15 protein-coding genes are annotated in these 16,077 nt (G+C 69.1%); 13 read left to right on the forward strand and 2 right to left on the reverse strand.

Annotated features, from left to right (window positions below; translation table 11 throughout):
* Positions 1-31 precede the first annotated feature (31 nt).
* The 5 genes from ACWH43_RS14775 to ACWH43_RS14795 are packed head-to-tail and all read left to right on the forward strand — an operon-like array spanning position 32 to position 4,748.
* Entirely contained in the window at positions 32-1,321 is a 1,290-nt protein-coding gene (locus tag ACWH43_RS14775) for an ABC transporter substrate-binding protein (RefSeq protein WP_158446331.1), read from the forward strand.
* 14 nt (positions 1,322-1,335) lie between these two features.
* Complete coding sequence (locus ACWH43_RS14780) at positions 1,336-2,214, forward strand: carbohydrate ABC transporter permease (RefSeq protein ID WP_158446330.1); 879 nt, start codon at positions 1,336-1,338, stop codon at positions 2,212-2,214.
* Positions 2,211-3,074 (forward strand): carbohydrate ABC transporter permease, encoded by an 864-nt coding sequence (locus ACWH43_RS14785; RefSeq protein WP_158446329.1) that lies wholly within the window; start codon positions 2,211-2,213, stop codon positions 3,072-3,074. The genes ACWH43_RS14780 and ACWH43_RS14785 overlap by 4 nt, the downstream gene beginning before the upstream one ends.
* A gap of 10 nt (positions 3,075-3,084) precedes the next feature.
* The gene (locus tag ACWH43_RS14790; RefSeq protein WP_158446328.1) at positions 3,085-3,927 is read left to right on the forward strand and encodes an endonuclease/exonuclease/phosphatase family protein; all 843 of its coding nucleotides are present in this window, start codon (positions 3,085-3,087) and stop codon (positions 3,925-3,927) included.
* Positions 3,924-4,748: an inositol monophosphatase family protein gene (locus tag ACWH43_RS14795; protein WP_158446327.1), complete on the forward strand. Its 825-nt coding sequence runs from the start codon at positions 3,924-3,926 to the stop codon at positions 4,746-4,748. The genes ACWH43_RS14790 and ACWH43_RS14795 overlap by 4 nt, the downstream gene beginning before the upstream one ends.
* Before the next feature lie 133 nt (positions 4,749-4,881).
* Here ACWH43_RS14795 and ACWH43_RS14800 read toward each other — a convergent pair whose 3' ends face one another.
* Positions 4,882-5,238, reverse strand: coding sequence for a hypothetical protein (locus ACWH43_RS14800; RefSeq protein ID WP_158446326.1), 357 nt, complete (start codon positions 5,236-5,238; stop codon positions 4,882-4,884).
* 16 nt (positions 5,239-5,254) lie between these two features.
* Positions 5,255-6,262 carry a sugar-binding transcriptional regulator gene (locus ACWH43_RS14805; protein ID WP_377785405.1) on the reverse strand — a complete coding sequence of 336 codons (1,008 nt, stop codon included), beginning with the start codon at positions 6,260-6,262 and terminating at the stop codon, positions 5,255-5,257.
* A 155-nt stretch (positions 6,263-6,417) separates the two neighbouring features.
* On the opposite strand from ACWH43_RS14805, the gene ACWH43_RS14810 reads away from it, so the two are divergent.
* From ACWH43_RS14810 to ACWH43_RS14845, 8 genes are all read left to right on the forward strand, one after another.
* Positions 6,418-7,779 carry an NAD(P)H-dependent oxidoreductase gene (locus ACWH43_RS14810; protein ID WP_158446325.1) on the forward strand — a complete coding sequence of 454 codons (1,362 nt, stop codon included), beginning with the start codon at positions 6,418-6,420 and terminating at the stop codon, positions 7,777-7,779.
* A complete protein-coding gene (locus tag ACWH43_RS14815) occupies positions 7,776-8,777 on the forward strand; it encodes a thiamine pyrophosphate-dependent dehydrogenase E1 component subunit alpha (protein WP_158446324.1) in 1,002 nt (333 codons plus the stop codon). Before ACWH43_RS14810 ends, ACWH43_RS14815 begins: the two co-directional genes overlap by 4 nt.
* Positions 8,767-9,789 carry an alpha-ketoacid dehydrogenase subunit beta gene (locus ACWH43_RS14820; protein WP_158446335.1) on the forward strand — a complete coding sequence of 341 codons (1,023 nt, stop codon included), beginning with the start codon at positions 8,767-8,769 and terminating at the stop codon, positions 9,787-9,789. The genes ACWH43_RS14815 and ACWH43_RS14820 overlap by 11 nt, the downstream gene beginning before the upstream one ends.
* The gene (locus ACWH43_RS14825; protein ID WP_158446323.1) at positions 9,789-10,994 is read left to right on the forward strand and encodes a dihydrolipoamide acetyltransferase family protein; all 1,206 of its coding nucleotides are present in this window, start codon (positions 9,789-9,791) and stop codon (positions 10,992-10,994) included. The genes ACWH43_RS14820 and ACWH43_RS14825 overlap by 1 nt, the downstream gene beginning before the upstream one ends.
* A 117-nt stretch (positions 10,995-11,111) precedes the next feature.
* Entirely contained in the window at positions 11,112-12,110 is a 999-nt protein-coding gene (locus ACWH43_RS14830; RefSeq protein WP_158446322.1) for an ABC transporter substrate-binding protein, read from the forward strand.
* Between the two features lie 14 nt (positions 12,111-12,124).
* The gene (locus ACWH43_RS14835; protein ID WP_158446321.1) at positions 12,125-13,837 is read left to right on the forward strand and encodes an ABC transporter permease; all 1,713 of its coding nucleotides are present in this window, start codon (positions 12,125-12,127) and stop codon (positions 13,835-13,837) included.
* Positions 13,825-14,916 (forward strand): ABC transporter ATP-binding protein, encoded by a 1,092-nt coding sequence (locus ACWH43_RS14840; protein WP_158446320.1) that lies wholly within the window; start codon positions 13,825-13,827, stop codon positions 14,914-14,916. Before ACWH43_RS14835 ends, ACWH43_RS14840 begins: the two co-directional genes overlap by 13 nt.
* Positions 14,917-14,926: 10 nt before the next feature.
* Positions 14,927-16,075 (forward strand): MBL fold metallo-hydrolase, encoded by a 1,149-nt coding sequence (locus ACWH43_RS14845; RefSeq protein WP_260347904.1) that lies wholly within the window; start codon positions 14,927-14,929, stop codon positions 16,073-16,075.
* Positions 16,076-16,077: the final 2 nt, after the last annotated feature.

Below are 16,077 nucleotides of genomic sequence, written 5' to 3' on the forward strand. Positions count from 1 at the left end.
CGAACCATCCCAGCAAGGGAGAGAGGACATCATGGACAGACGTGAATTCTTGGGCGGCGCGGCGGCGCTCGCAGGCGCCACGGCGCTGCCGGGCATCGCCCGCGCGCAGGGCGCCGAGCTTTCCTTCTTCTATCCGGTCGCGGTCGGCGGCCCGATCACCAAGCTGATCGACGCCTATGCCACCGGCTTCGAGAAGGACAATGCCGGCGTCAAGGTGAAGCCGATCTATGCCGGCACCTATCAGGAGACGATCGTCAAGGCGCTGACGGCGCATAAGAGCGGCACGCCGCCAGTGCTCTCGGTGCTGCTCTCGACCGACATGTTCACGCTGATCGACGAAGAGGCGATCGTGCCCTTCGACGACTTCATCAAGACCGACGAGGACAGGAAGTGGCTCGCCGGCTTCTATCCCGGCTTCATGGAGAACAGCCAGACCGGCGGCAAGACCTGGGGCATCCCGTTCCAGCGCTCCACGGTCGTGCTCTACTGGAACAAGGAGCTGTTCAAGGAGGCCGGGCTCGACCCCGAGAAGCCGCCGAAGGACTGGGCCGAGCAGGTCGAGTTCGCGCAGAAGCTGACCAAGCGCGACGCCTCCGGCAACGTCACGCAATGGGGTATCCAGATCCCCTCCTCCGGCTTCCCCTACTGGCTGTTCCAGGGGCTGACGACGCAGGCCGGCGCGATCCTCGCCAACAGCGCCGGCGACAAGACCGACTACGCCAATCCGGCCGTGATCGAGGCGCTGCAGTACTGGGTCGACCTCTCCCAGAAATACAAGGTCCATCCGCCCGGCATCGTCGAATGGGGCACCACGCCGCGCGACTTCTTCGAGAAGAAGGTCGCGATGATGTGGACCACCACCGGCAACCTCACCAATGTCCGCGCCAACGCCAAGTTCCCCTTCGGCGTCGGCGTTCTGCCGGCCGGCAAGAAGCCGGGCAGCCCGACCGGAGGCGGCAATTTCTATCTGTCGAAGAAGGCGACCAGGGCCGAGCAGGAAGCCGCCTTCAAGTTCGTGCGCTGGATCACCACGCCCGAGCGCGCCGCCCAGTGGAGCATCGACACCGGCTATGTCGGCGTGACGCCGGCCTCCTACGAGACCGAGGCGATGAAGACATATGTCGCCGGTTTCCCGCAGGCGATCGTCGCGCGCGACCAGCTCTCCAGCGCCGTGGCCGAGCTCTCGACCCATGAGAACCAGCGCGTCACCAAGGCGCTGAACGACGGGTTGCAGGCGGCCCTGACCGGCACCAAGACGCCGCAGAAGGCGATGGAGGAGGCGCAGGCCGAGGCCGAGCGCATCCTGAAGCCCTATCGCTGAGCGCAGCACGCCCGATGACGAACCGCGCGACCGCGACGATCCATGGCTGGCTGCTGCTGCTGCCGGCCATGGCGTGCCTGGCCCTGTTCACGCACTGGCCCGCGCTCGCGAGCTTCATCGAGAGCTTCTACTCGACACCGAAGGCGCGCCGCCCGGCGCGCTTCATCGGCCTCGACAATTACGAGCAGATGCTGGCCGACCCGATCTTCTGGAAGGCGCTGAGCAACAATCTCTGGTTCGCGCTCGGCACGATCCCGACCTCGATCGCGCTGGCGCTGCTGATGGCGGTCTGGGTCAACGACCGGATCGCCGGGCGCACGCTCGTGCGCATGGCCTATTTCACGCCGACGATCCTGCCGATGATCGCCGTCGCCAATATCTGGCTGTTCTTCTACACGCCGCAATACGGGCTGCTGGAGCAGATCACCGGCCTGTTCGGCGCGCGCTCGACCAACTGGCTGGGCTCGCAGGACACCGCGCTCTATGCCATCACCATCGTCGCGATCTGGAAGGAAGCCGGCTTCTTCATGATCTTCTACCTCGCGGCGCTGCAGGCGATCCCGCCCAGCCTCGGCGAGGCGGCGGCGATCGAGGGCGCCTCGCGCTGGACCTTCTTCCGCCGCATCCAGTTCCCGCTGCTGATGCCGACGACCCTGTTCGTGCTGATCAACGCCGTCATCAACGCCTTCCGCATGGTCGACCATATCGTGGTGATGACGCGCGGCGGGCCGGACAATGCCACGACGCTGCTGCTCTACTACATCTACCAGGTCGGCTTCGGCTTCTGGGACACGGCCTATGCGGCGACGCTGACCTGCGTGCTGCTGGTGCTGCTGGCGCTGGTCGCCTTCGTCCAGTATGGCTGGCTCGAACGCAGGACGCACTACCAATGAGCGCCCCGACGCCCCCCGCCCCGACCGCGACGCGCGCCGATCCTTACGCCCCGAAAGGCCTCGCGCTCACGCTGGAATCGACCGGCGCGATCCTGCTCGCGCTCCTATGGGTGCTGCCGCTCGCCTATGCCGTCTGGGCCGCGGTCCATCCGGCCGAGTACACCACGCGCTTCGTGCTGACCGCGCCGCTGACGCTGGACAATTTCACGCGCGCCTGGGCGGCCGCCCCCTTCGCGCGCTATTTCCTCAACACCTTCATCCTCGTCACCATGATCCTCGTCTTCCAGATCGTGCTGGGGACGCTCGCGGCCTATGCGCTGGCGCGGCAGGATTTCTGGGGCCGCGACATCGCCTTCGTGCTGATCCTGGCGCAGCTCATGATCATGCCGGACGCGCTGATCGTCGAGAACTACCGCACCCTCGCCAAGGTCAACCTGATCGACACCATCCCCGCCATCGCCCTGCCCTATATCGCCTCGGCCTTCGGCATCTTCCTGCTCCGCCAGACCTTCAAGACCGTGCCGAAGGAGCTCGACGACGCCGCCCGCGTCGAGGGGGCGAGCCCGCTGCAGGTGCTGATGCGGGTCTATGTGCCGCTGGCGAAGCCGACCTACATCGCCTACGGCCTCGTCTCGGTCAGCTATCACTGGAACAACTTCCTCTGGCCGCTGCTGGTCACCAACTCGGTCGAATCGCGTCCGCTGACGGTCGGCCTGCAGGTCTTCTCCTCGGCCGACCAGGGCATCGACTGGGCGGTGATCTGCGCCGCGACCCTGATGACCTCGGCGCCGCTGCTCGTCGGCTTCCTGCTGTTCCAGCGCCAGTTCGTGCAGAGCTTCATGCGCGCAGGCATCAAGTAGCGGCATTCCGATGAAGCTGATCACCTGGAACATCCAATGGGCTCGCGGCACCGACGAGCGTGTCGATCCGCATCGCATCATCCGCCACGCCCGGCAGATGGCGGATTTCGACGTGCTCTGCCTGCAGGAGGTCGCGGCCAATTTCCCCGATCTGGACGGCAACGACCGCACCGACCAGTTTGCCCTGTTCGGCGAACTCCTGCCCGGCTTCACCGCCATCGAGGCGATCGGCGTCGACATTCCGGATGGCGAAGGCGGCCGCAAGCGCTTCGGCAACCTGATCCTGACCCGGTTGCCGGTGGCGCAGGCGCTGCGCCATGTCCTGCCCTGGGAGGCGGCGGCGACGCGCAACATGCCGCGCGTGCTCGTCGAGGCGATGGTCGAGACGCCGTTCGGCCCGATCCGGCTGATGACGACCCATCTGGAATACTCCTCGCCCGCGCTGCGTGCGGCCCAGATCGAGGGCATCCGGCACCTGCATCGCATGGCCGCCGCGCGGCAGGCGACGCCGCGTGCGCCCGGCCCGCACACCTATGCGCCGACGCCGAACACGGCGAGCGCGATTCTGACCGGCGACTTCAACATGCGGCCCGACGATGCCGGGCTGGCGCAATTGCTCGCGCCCTTCCCGGACGGCGTGCCGCCGCTGGTCGATCTCTGGCCGGTGCTGAAGGGCACCGAGCCGCATCCGCCCTCGGCCTTCATCTGCGACCAGACCTACGGGCCGCCGGGCTGCCTCGACTATGTGCTGGCGACCCTGGACCTCGCCGCGCGGGCGCGCTCGATCACCTACGATATCGAGACGCGGGCCTCGGACCATCAGCCGATCCTCGTCGAATTCGATCTCGGATGATCTTCACCCGGCAAGACCATGAGCGGCTCGACGCCATCCTGCGCGAGGCCGCCCGCCGCGAGGTGATGCCGCGTTTCCGGCGCCTGGCGGCCGGCGATATCCGCGCCAAGCAGAACCCGGTCGATGTCGTCACCGAGGCCGACGAGGCGGCCGAGCGCTTCATCTGCGCCGCGCTGGCGAAAGCCTTTCCGGGTGCCGCGCTGATCGGCGAGGAAGCCGTCACCAGGGACCCCTCCCGGCTCGGCGCGCTCGCGCAGGCCGATCTCGCCTTCGTCATCGACCCGATCGACGGCACGCTGAACTATGCCAGCGACCTCCCGCTCTTTGCGGTGATGGCGGCCGTCATCGTCAGGGGCGAGACCGTCGCGGCCGTGATCCACGATCCCGTCGCCGCGGACAGCGCGATGGCGCTGCGCGGCGAAGGCGCCGGGCTGCGCCAGGCCGACGGTTCGGAGCGGGATCTGCGCGTGGCGCCCGCCGTCGCGCCGCATCTCATGAACGGCATGGCGGGCTGGCAGTATTTCCCCGAGCCGCTGCGCAGCTCCATCCCCGGCCGCTTCCCGGCTTTCCTCGAAGTCGGCTCGCTGCGCTGCTGCGGGCAGGAATACCGGCTGGCGGCGGCGGGCCGCCTGCAATTCCTGCTCTACGGCGTGCTCAATCCCTGGGACCATGCGCCGGGCGTGCTGCTCCACCGCGAGGCCGGCGGCCATGCGCGGCTGCTCGACGGCCGGCCCTACACGCCTGCCGAACGCCCGGCCGGGCTGCTCTGCGCGCCCGATGCGGAGAGCTGGCGGGAGATCCGCGCTCTCCTGCCCGACTGAGCCGCGGCCCCGGCGATGCCGGTTCCGGGACCGGAACACCCGGTCCAGAGCCTGCTGCATCTTCGTGGCGCCGCGGGTCACCGCGGGCTTGACCCGGGATGACCTCCTTGTTTCCGCGCAAGATCAGCGGGTTCTAGGGAAGGTGCTGGTTCTCGAAAAAGCCGTCGAGCGGAATCTGGGTCGTCTTCTCGAAATCGTCCATCGCATCCAGCAGGCGCCGCCGGTAGTTCAGCAGCGCGAGCAGAAGCTGCGCCGCATCGCGCGACAGCCCGTAGCGGGCCCAGCTCTCGGCGGTTCGCCGCTCGATGCCGATCTGATCGCCGAAGGCCTCGACCGTCTGGAAGCCGAGGCCGCGCACGACCTCGAGCAGCTCCTCGGCCGACATGCGCGGCTTGACCACATGGGAATGCACCCGCTCCAGCATGAGGCGGATATCGGACGGGCGAAACTGGAGGGAGTTGCGCGCGAATTGCTCGAAATTATTGGCCATGTCGTTCCCGGCTCCGTTATGCGCGCAGCCGCTCTTCCGAACGGCGTTCCGAAAGGCCGCCATTGAGCAGGGCCTCGGCTGCGCTTTCATCCGTGATCAGGACCTTGGCGTCGCTCGCGCGCAAGGCCGCGCGGATCGCCAGCTCCTTGTCGGCACCTCCGGCGGCGATGGCGACCAGCCGGATATCCTTCAGATCCGCGGGGCTGACCGCCATGACGCGCCGGTTGACCGGATGGTCCACCAGCTCCCCCGCGGCGTCGATGAAATGGCAGACCAGGTCGCCGACGGCCCCCGCCTTCTTCAGCGAGGCCAGGTCCGACTGCGGCAGCAGCCCTTCGCGGAACAAGGTCGAGCCCGCCACGACGTCGCCCACACTCACCAGGGCGATATCCGCATTCCGCGCGCGCTGGCGCAGCTCCCGCAAGGCCGGCTCGCGCCAGAGCGCGTCCCTAAGTTCGCCATTCGACACGAATACCGGCGCCGTGAGCTGGAAACAGTCGGCCCCGAAGAGGTCCGCGACGCGACGCGCCACCGCGGAAGGATTGATGCTGCGCGAATGGGTCAGCCCGCCGAGCAGGGAGACCACCGACATCGATTCGATCTGGCGCGGCGGAATGCCCCGGAGCGCCTGGCTCAGCGTCTGGCCCCAGCCGACGGCGAGCGAGACGCCGTCGCTCATCTTGTCCGAGAGCCAGAGCCCGGCGGCATAGCCGACCAGGGACGACACGCTCGCCGCATCGCGCGCCGCCGGAACCACCACGGCCTCCTCGAGGCCGAAGCGCGTGACCAGCCCGCGCTCGAGCCCGGCCTGCCGCGCCGAGCGCGCATCGATCCTGATCTTGACCAGCCCCTCGCTGCGCGCGGCCGCCAGCATCCTGACCACCTTCACGCGGCTGAGGCCCAGGGCTTCGGCGATCTGCTCCTGCGTCAGCCCCTCGACGTAATAGAGCCACGCGGCCCGGACCTTCGCGTCCGCGACCGGCACCTCGCCCGGGGCCGATGATGCGTCGAATGCCTCTTCCACCGTCGATCCGTCACCCTGTCTGCGACCGCTGCCGCAGCATCGCAGCATCGCCCCGGGAAAAGCAACACCCTCGAACAAATGTGCCCTTGACAGCATCAATGTACTGTTCTTTTGTGCCTATCAAATAACATATGTTCTAGGGAGTTCCTGCGATCATGGTCGCCACCCTGACCCAGCCGCTCATTGGCGCGCCGGCAGCCGGACTGTCCCTGGCGGAGGCGCTGGACCTGCGTGGGAAAGCCGGCAAGCCGGTCCGCGTCGGCCTGATCGGCGCCGGCCAGATGGGCACCGACATCGTCGTGCAGATCTCCCAGATGCACGGAATCGAGATCGCGGCCGTCGCCGACATCGCGCCGGACCGCGTGAGCGAGGCCGCCGCCCTCGCCGGCCGCAAAGGCGAGGTCGATTCGGTGTCGGACGAGGCGGGGCTCGACGCCGCGCGTCGCAAGGGCCGCATCGCCGCGACGGCCTCGCTCGACCTGATCTGCCGCTCGCCCTCGGTCGACGTCATCATCGACGCGACCGGCAATCCCGAGGCCGGCTCGCGCGTCGCGCTGACGGCGATCGCGGCGCGCAAGCATATCGTGATGATGAATGTCGAGGCCGACATCACCATCGGCTCCTATCTCGCGGTCGAAGCGGCCAAGGCCGGCGTGGTCTATACGCTCGGCGCCGGCGACGAGCCCGCCGCCGCGATGGAGCTGATCAACTTCATCCGGGCCATGGGCTATCCCGTCGTCGCGGCCGGCAAGGGCAAGAACAACCCGTTCCGGATCGACGCCGTGCCCGCCGACTATATGGAGGAAGCCAGGCGACGGAACATGAACCCGCGCATGCTGGTCGAGTTCGTCGACGGCTCCAAGACGATGGTCGAGATGGTCGCCATCGCCAATGCCTGCGGCTTCATTCCCGACATCCCCGGCATGCACGGCCCGGCCGCGCCGAAGGACGAATTGCAGAACTATTTCTGCCCGAAGGAGGAAGGCGGCCTGCTCTCGCATAAGGGCGTGGTCGATTTCTCGGTGGCGAAGGGCGTGGCGCCCGGCGTCTTCGCCGTCGCCGAGATGCGCCATCCCCGCGTCCGCGAGCGGATGAGCGACCTGCATCTCGGCCCCGGCCCGTACTACTCCTTCTTCCGGCCCTATCACCTGACCAGCCTGGAAGTGCCGCTCTCGGCCGCCGCCGCCGTGATCTTCAACCAGAGCCATATGCGCCCGCTGCCGGTGCCGACCTCCGAGGTCGGCTGCATCGCCAAGCGCGACCTCGCGGTGGGCGAGACGCTCGATGCCATCGGCGAATACGGCTATCGCGGCTTCGCCCTCTCGCGGGCCGATGCCCAGGCGCGCCAGGCGCTGCCGATCGGCCTCGCCCAGGGCGCGAAAGTGACCCGCCCCGTCGCCAAGGGCGAGCTGATCACGCTGGCCGACGCCTCCCCCGACGAAAAGCTGAAGATCGTCGCGGTGCGCCGCGCCCAGGACGCGATGATCGCCGCGCTGACCTCCGGAGCCGCCGCATGAGCGCCCATCAGAAGCCGAACCAGCGGCCGGAACTCGCCGCGCTCGACGACGCGACGGTGGCGCGTGCGCTGACCAGGATGCACCTGATCCGCAAGTTCGAGGAGGCGGCCGAGGCGAGCTATATGCGCGGCCTGATCCACGGCACGATGCATCTCTCGATCGGGCAGGAGGCGAGCGCGGTCGGCACGACGCTGCCGCTCGAGGCGCACGACTACATCCTCTCGACCCATCGCGGCCATGGCCACTGCATCGCGCGCGGGGCCGAGCCGAAGCTGATGTTCGCCGAGTTCTTCGGCAAGGAGACCGGCTATTGCAAGGGCCGCGGCGGCTCGATGCACATCGCCGATGTCGAGGGCGGCAATCTCGGGGCCAACGGCATCGTCGGCGGCGGCCTGCCGATCGCGGTCGGCGTCGGCATGAGCATCAAGGCGCAGAAGAACGGCCGCGTCTGCATGGTCTTCTTCGGCGACGGCGCCTCGAACGAGGGCGCCTTCCACGAGGCGCTGAACATGGCCTCGATCTGGAAGCTGCCGGTCGTCTTCGTCTGCGAGAACAACAAATACGGCATGTCGATGGATATCGGCCGTGCCATGGCGGTGCCGAACGTCGCCGACCGCGCCAGCGCCTACGGCATGCCCGGCCATTGCCTCGACGGCAACGATCTCGCCGGCGTCGCGGCGGTGGCGAAGCAGGCCATCGCGCGGGCCCGCTCCGGCGAGGGCCCCTCGCTGATCGAGTGCAAGACCTATCGCTGGCGCGGCCATTCCAAGAGCGACCGCAATCTCTACCGTTCCAAGGAGGAGATCGAGGAATGGCGCAACCAGGACCCGATCCGGCGGCTGGAAGACGAGCTCAAGGCGCATGACCGCTTCGACGCCGCCGCACTGATGAAGCTCGAAGAGGATGCGCAGCGCGAGATCGACGCCGCCGTCGAGTTCGCCCGCACCTGCCCGGACCCCGATCCGAAAGACCTGACCCGTGACGTCTATGCCCTCTGACACGCTCGAAGCCGTGAGCGAGATCCGCGAGCTTTCCTATGCCGAAGCCGTGCGCGAGGCGCTCGGACAGGCGATGGAGGCGGACGAGCGCGTCTTCCTCTTCGGCGAGGATGTCGGCGTCTATGGCGGCGCCTTCGGCGTCTCCGGCGATCTCGTCCACCGCTTCGGCAAGGAGCGCGTGATCGACACGCCGATCAGCGAGCTCGGCATCGCCGGGGCGGCGGTGGGCGCCGCGATCACCGGCATGCGCCCGGTGCTGGAGATCCAGTTCTCGGATTTCGTCACGCTCGCCATGGAGCAGCTCGTCAACCAGGCGGCAAAAATCCGCTTCATGTTCGGCGGCAAGGCGAGCGTGCCGATGGTGGTGCGCCTGCCCGGCGGCTCCGGCACGGGTGCGGCCGCCCAGCACAGCCAGAGCCTGGAAGCCTGGTTCGCCCATGTGCCGGGCTTGAAGGTTCTCCAGCCGAGCACGCCGCACGACGCCAAGGGCATGCTGCTCGCAGCCATCGACGACCCCAACCCGGTGCTGATCTTCGAGCACAAGCTGCTCTACAAGACCAAGGGCCACGTTCCCGCCGAGGCCTATCGCGTGCCGATCGGCCAGGCCGCGATCCGCCGCGAGGGCAGCGACATCACCATCGTCGGCTCCTCGATCATGGCCCGCAAGGCCGAGGCCGCCGCCGAACGGCTGGCCACGGACGGCATCTCGGCCGAGGTGATCGATTTGCGCTCGATCCGCCCGATCGACTTCACCACCATCGCCGAGAGCGTGCGCAAGACGCATCGCCTGCTGGTCGTCTATGAGGGCGTGAAGACCATGGGCATCGGCGCCGAGATCTCGGCGATGATCGCCGAGAGCGAGGTCTTCGACTTCCTCGACGCGCCGATCGTCCGGCTCGGCGGCGCCGATGCGCCGATCCCCTATAATCCGGTGCTGGAGAAGGCGGCCGTGCCGCAGGAGGACGACATCGTCGCCGCCGCAACCAATCTCGTCCGCCGCGGGGAAGCCTGATGCCGGTCGAGGTCATCCTTCCCAAGGTCGACATGGACATGGAGACCGGCACGATCGAGACTTGGCACGTCAAGGAGGGCGACCAGGTCCGCCAGGGCGACACGATCTTCGAGATCGGCACCAACAAGGCGGTGATGGAGGTCGAGGCTCCCGCCAGCGGCGCGATCCGCAACATCAAGGCGGAAACCGGCGTGCCGATCGCGGTCGGAACCCCCGTCGCCTGGATCTATCGCGACGGCGAAGCCGCCTCCGAGCCGGCGGCCGCCGCATCGCTCCCGCCGGCCGAGGCGCCGCTGTCTCCGGCGATCGCTGGCCCCTCCGCGGCATCAGGCCTGCGCGCGACCCCGCTCGCCCGCCGCATCGCCCGCCAGAACGGCCTCGACCTCAAGGCCGTGACGGGCACCGGTCCGCGCGGACGCATCGGCGAAGCGGATGTGAAACGCCATCTGGAGCAGCCGCCCCGCTGCATTCCGGCGCAGGAGGCGCGTCCGGCGCCCGCCCCCGCCGCGAGCCCTTCCGAAGGCCGCCTGCAGCCCTTCTCGGCCATCCGCCGCATCGTCGCCAGCCGGCTCTCCGAGAGCATGCGCACGGCGCCGCATTTCTACCTCACCGCCGAGATCGAGATGAGCGCCGCGCGCGAGCTGCTGCGCCGCCTCGCCAGACGTCATGAGCGCATCGGCGCGCCGAAGCCCAGCCTCACCGTGCTGATCGCCCGCGTCGCCGCCCGCATCCTGCGCGACCATCCGGTCATCAACGCCTCCGCCGAGGGCGAGGCGACCCGCTTCCACGAGCGCATCGACATCGGCATCGCCATGGAGCGCGACGGCGACCTCGTGGTGCCTGTGCTGCGCGATGCCGCATCCATGGACATGCCAGCCATGTCGCGTGAATTCGCCAGATTGCGCGACGGCATGGCGAAGCGCACGCTGACCCCGGCCGAGCTCGGCGGCGGCACCTTCACCATCTCCAATCTCGGCATGTACGGCGTCGACTCGTTCACCGCGATCATCAATCCGCCGCAGGGCGCGATCCTCGCGGTCGGCCGCACGCTCGACAAGCCGGTCGGCCGGGACGGACAGATCGTGCTCAGGCCGATGGCGAACTTCACGCTGTCCTCGGACCACCGAATCGTCGACGGCGTCGCCGCGGCGCGCTTCATGGCCGAGCTGCGCGAGGCGCTGGAGAACCCCGAGGTTCTCCTGTGATGGAAAGGTCTTCGCCGCCGAACAAAACCGTTTACTGCCGGCCATAGACCATCGGAAAAGCAAGATCGGCCCGCCGCAACCGGCATAAGGCCGACGGCGATCATGGGAGGAAACACGATGACGACGCAGACGAGACGCAACGTTCTGGCAGCCGCCGCCCTGGGCGCGCTGCTCGCGACCGCCCCGGCATTGGCGCAGGCGCCCTCGGGCAAGCTCGTGCTCTACACCTCGCAGCCGGAGAAGGACGCGGCCCAGACCACCGCCGCCTTCAAGAAGGCCTATCCCAATGTCGAGGTCGAGATCTTCCGCTCCGGCACGACCGAGGTGATGGGCAAGCTCGCCGCGGAGATCTCGGCCGGCCAGCCCGGCGCCGACGTGCTGCTGATCGCGGATGCCGCGAGCATGGAGATCCTCAAGGGCCAGAACCAGCTCCTCGCCTATCCCGGCGCGAAGACGGAAGGCCTGCAGGAAGGCTCCTTCGACAAGGACAAGACCTATTTCGGCTCGAAGCTGATCACCACCGGCATCGCCTACAACACCGCCGCCAAGGAGAAGCCGACCTCCTGGACCGATCTCGACAAGCCCGCCTACAAGGGCCAGATCTCGATGCCGAGCCCGCTCTATTCGGGCGCGGCCGCGATCATGCTCTCGACCATGACGGCGCGCTCCGACCTGGGCTGGAAGCTGTTCGAGGGGCTGAAGGCCAACGAGGCCGTCGCGGTGCGCGGCAACGGCGCCGTGCTGCGCGCCGTCGCCACCGGCGAGAAGGCCTATGGCGTGCTGGTCGACTTCATGGCCTACAACGCCAAGAAGCAGGGCTCGCCGATCGACTTCGTCTTCCCGAAGGAGGGCGCGCCGGCCGTGACCGAGCCCGTCGCCATCGTCAGGACGACCCGCAACGAGGCCGCCGCCAAGGCCTTCGTCGACTTCATCCTCTCCGACGAGGGCCAGAAGCTTGCCCTGTCGATGGGCTACATCCCGGCGAAGCCCGGTGTCGGCTCGCCGTCCTGGCTGCCGGAAGGCACCAGGATCAACGTCATGCCCTCCGACATCGCGGCCGTGGTCAAGGCGACGGAGGCCGACAAGGCCCGCTTCGCCACCCTGTTCGGCAACTGAGACGCCGGGTGCGCATGTCCCTCGCCGATACCGCGACGCTGCGCACGCGCGTCGAGGAGACGGGCCTCCTCTGGGGGCTCGTCGGCCTCGTCGCGCTGCTCTCGCTCCTGCCGATCGGGCGCCTCGTGGTCGAGGGCTTGGCGCCGGGCGGCCAGCTCTCCGCGACCGCGCTCGGCAAGGTGCTGGCCAGCCCGACGACCTGGACCGCGACCTGGAACAGCCTCGTCACGGCGGTCTCCGGCACCGTGCTCGCGGTGCTGGTCGGCGGGTCCGTCGCGCTGCTCGCGACCCTGACCGACATCCGCGCCCGCAACGCCTTCACCTTCTGCTTCGTCCTGCCCCTGATGATCGCGCCGCAGGTCACCGCGCTGGCCTGGCTCCAGCTCTTCGGGCCGTCGAGCACGCTGCTCAAGCTGATCGGCCTGGCGCCGCCGCTCGGCAGCCGCAACCCGCTCTATTCGCGCGAGGGCATCGTCCTGCTGCTCGGGCTGCAATATGCCCCGCTGATCTTCCTGACGCTACGCGCCGGCCTGCGGGCGCTGCCCAAGGAGCTGATCGAGGCCGGACTCGCCGCCGGCGCCCATCCGCTGACGGTGCTGCGGACGGTGGTCCTGCCCCTGATGACGCCGCCGCTCGTCGCCGGCATCGCGCTCTGCTTCGTCTCCTGCCTCGGCAATTTCGGCATCCCCGCCTTCCTCGGCATTCCCGGCAACTTCATCGTGCTGCCGACGCTGATCTATCAGCGCCTCGCCGGGCTCGGGCCGGGCGTGCTCTCCGAGGTCGCCATCCTGTCGCTGCTGATCGGCATCATCGCGATGGCCGGAATCCTGCTTCAGGACGTGATGATGCGCCGCCGCGACTTCCGCATCACCACGACCTCCAGCGCTGCCCGGCCCTTCGAGCTCGGCCGCTGGCGGCGGCCGGTCGAGATCCTGCTCTGGAGCTTCGCCATCCTCGTCCTCGCCCTGCCCTTCCTCGGGCTGCTGACGACCTCGCTGATCCCGGCCTTCGGCGTGCCGCTCAACGCCGCGACGGCGACGCTCGGCAACTATGCCTATGTGCTGATCGAGCACGCCGCCTCGCGCCGCGCCTTCGTCAACAGCTTCCTGATGTCGGCGGGCGCCGCGCTCCTGATCGTGCTGATCTGCGTGCCGCTCGGCTATTTCATCGTCTGGAAGAGGTCGCGGGCGCTGCGCCTGCTCAACCTCGCCGCGGAGCTGCCCTACGCCATGCCCGGCGTGGTGCTGGCCATCGCCGCGATCCTGCTCTTCCTCAAGCCGCTGCCGGTGCTGAACGTCTCGCTCTACAACACGGTCTGGATCATCGTCTTCGCCTATCTCGCGCGCTTCCTCGTGCTGGGCTTGCGGCCGGTCGTCAGCGGCTATCTCCAGATCGACCGCACGCTGGAGGAAGCCGCCCAGGTCGCGGGAGCGGGCCTGCCGCGCCGGCTCGTCACCATCATCTTCCCGCTGGTCGCGCCGGCGGCGGTGGCGGGCGCGCTCCTGATCTTCCTCACCGCCTTCAACGAGCTGACGGTCTCGGCGCTGCTCTGGTCCTCGGGCGCGGAAACGCTCGGCGTCGTCGTCTTCTCCTTCGAGCAGGGCGGCGATTCGACCTATGCCTCGGCGCTGGCGACGATCACCGTGCTCGTCACCGTCGGCCTCATGCTCTCGACCACCCTCTTCGCCCAGAGATTGCCCCAGGGAGTCCTGCCGTGGCGCGACTGACCATCGACCGGGCGCAGAAGCGCTTCGGCTCCTATCTCGCCCTCGACCATGTCTCGATCGACGTCGAGGACGGGGAATTCCTGGCCGTGCTCGGCCCCTCCGGCTGCGGCAAGACCACGCTGCTGCGCCAGATCGCCGGCTTCGACAAGCTCGACGGCGGCGCGATCCGCATCGGCGAGCGCCTGGTCTCCTCGGCCGAAACCCATATCCCGCCCGAGCACCGCAAGCTCGGCATCGTCTTCCAGTCCTATGCGCTCTGGCCGCATATGACCGTGGCGGAGAACGTCGCCTATGGGCTCACCGTGGCCGGCGTGCGCGATCCCGAGCGGGCCCGGCGCGTCGCGGCCGCGCTCGACCTCGTCGGGCTGAACGGCTTCGCCGAGCGCCGGCCCGGCCTGCTGTCGGGCGGCCAGCGCCAGCGCGTGGCGCTGGCCCGCTGCCTCGTCACCGAGCCCTCGCTCGTGCTGCTCGACGAGCCGCTCGCCAATCTCGACGTGCATCTGCGCGCCGCGATGGAGGACGAATTCGCCCGCTTCCACGAGCGCACCGGCACCACCATGGTCTACATCACCCATGACCAGGCCGAGGCGATGGCGCTGGCCGACCGCATCGCGGTGATGGATCGCGGCCGGCTGCTCCAGCTCGCCACGCCCTCCCTGCTCTACCGCGAGCCGGCCAACGCCACCGTCGCCGGCTTCATCGGCGAGGGCATGGTGCTGCCCGCCACCGTCTTGTCCGCGCCGCAGGCCGGACGCTGCCGGGTCAAGGTGCTCGGCTTGGAGGCCGTGGTGCGCTGCCGGCCGGACCAGCCGGTCACCGACGGGGCGAAGCTGTGCCTGCGCGCCCGCGACATCGGCCTCGCCGCGACCGGGCAGGACGGGCTCGCGGCGGCGGTGGAGCGGCTCTCCTACCAGGGCGGGCATTTCCGGCTCGAGGCGCGCCCCGCCTGCGCCGGGGATACCCTGCTCCATCTCGACGCCAACGAACCGGCTCCGGCCGCCCCGGGCGACACCGTCCGCATCGCCATCCATGACGGCTGGGTCATCCCCGATGCCGGGGCCCTGCGCGAAGTCGCGTGAGAACCAGCCTATGCAAGTGACGATTCACGGCGGCGTCGGCGAGAAGGGCCGCACCTGCATCGGCGTCGCCCAGGCGGGCACGCGCATCCTGCTCGATGTCGGCGTCGACACCAGCAGCCCGCGCGGTCTGGGCTATTATCCCGCGATCGGCCGCGACGAGCTGCGCCGGCTCGACGCGATCATCGTGACCCATGCGCATGAGGACCATGTCGCGGCGCTGGGCTGGTGCCTCGCCAACGGCTTCGCCGGCCGCGTCCTGATGACCGCCGAGAGCGCCGCGGAGATGGGCGCGACGCTCGCCGCCTATGCGACGCCGGAGGAATGCGCCCTCGCCGCGCGGATCGCGCCCGAGATCATCGCGGCCGGCCAGGATTTCGGCATCGGCCCGCTCGCGATCCGCACGGGCCGCAGCGGCCATGTCGTCGGCGGCGTCTGGTGCCATCTCGGCGCGGAGGGCCGCAGCCTCGGCTATTGCGGCGACGTGGTTCCGGCGAGCCCGGTCTTCGCCATGGACCCGCTGCCGCCCTGCGACCTGCTGCTGGTCGACGCCTCCTATGGCGCCGACCGCGTCCCGGCCGCCGAGCGCGGCGGCGCCATCCGCCGCTGGCTCGCCGCGCATCCGCAGGGCGCCGTGCTGCCGACGCCGCTCTCCGGCCGCTCGGTCGAGCTGATCGGCCTGATCGAGGGCCCGATCGCCATCCACCCGTCGATGCGCGCGGCCCTGAGCGAGCAGATCGCGGCCGAAGCCTGGCTGAAGCCCGGGATCGCGGCGCTGCTGGCGGCACGCCTCGCCGCGGCGCAGCTCTGGGAGGAAGGCCGGCCGCTGCCGCCGGCGCCGCTGCTCTGCGACGACGGCATGGGGCTCGCCGGCCCCTCCAGGGCGGCGCTGGCGGAGGCGCGTCGCGTCGGGCATCCGGTGCTGCTGACCGGCCATATTCCCAAGGCCAGCCCGGCCGACGCGATGCGCACCGCCGGACTGGCGGACTGGCTGCGCTTCCCCACCCATCCGACCCTGCCGGAGAACGCCGCCCTCGCCGCGGCGAGCGGCGCCGCGCGGGTGCTCGCGCATTCCTGCGACGCGCAGACGGCCCGCCTGCTCGCCCCCGACATTCCGAACCTCGTCGCCGATCTCAAGCCCGGCGACAGCATCGAGATCTGATC

This window comes from Allobosea minatitlanensis, assembly GCF_964020775.1.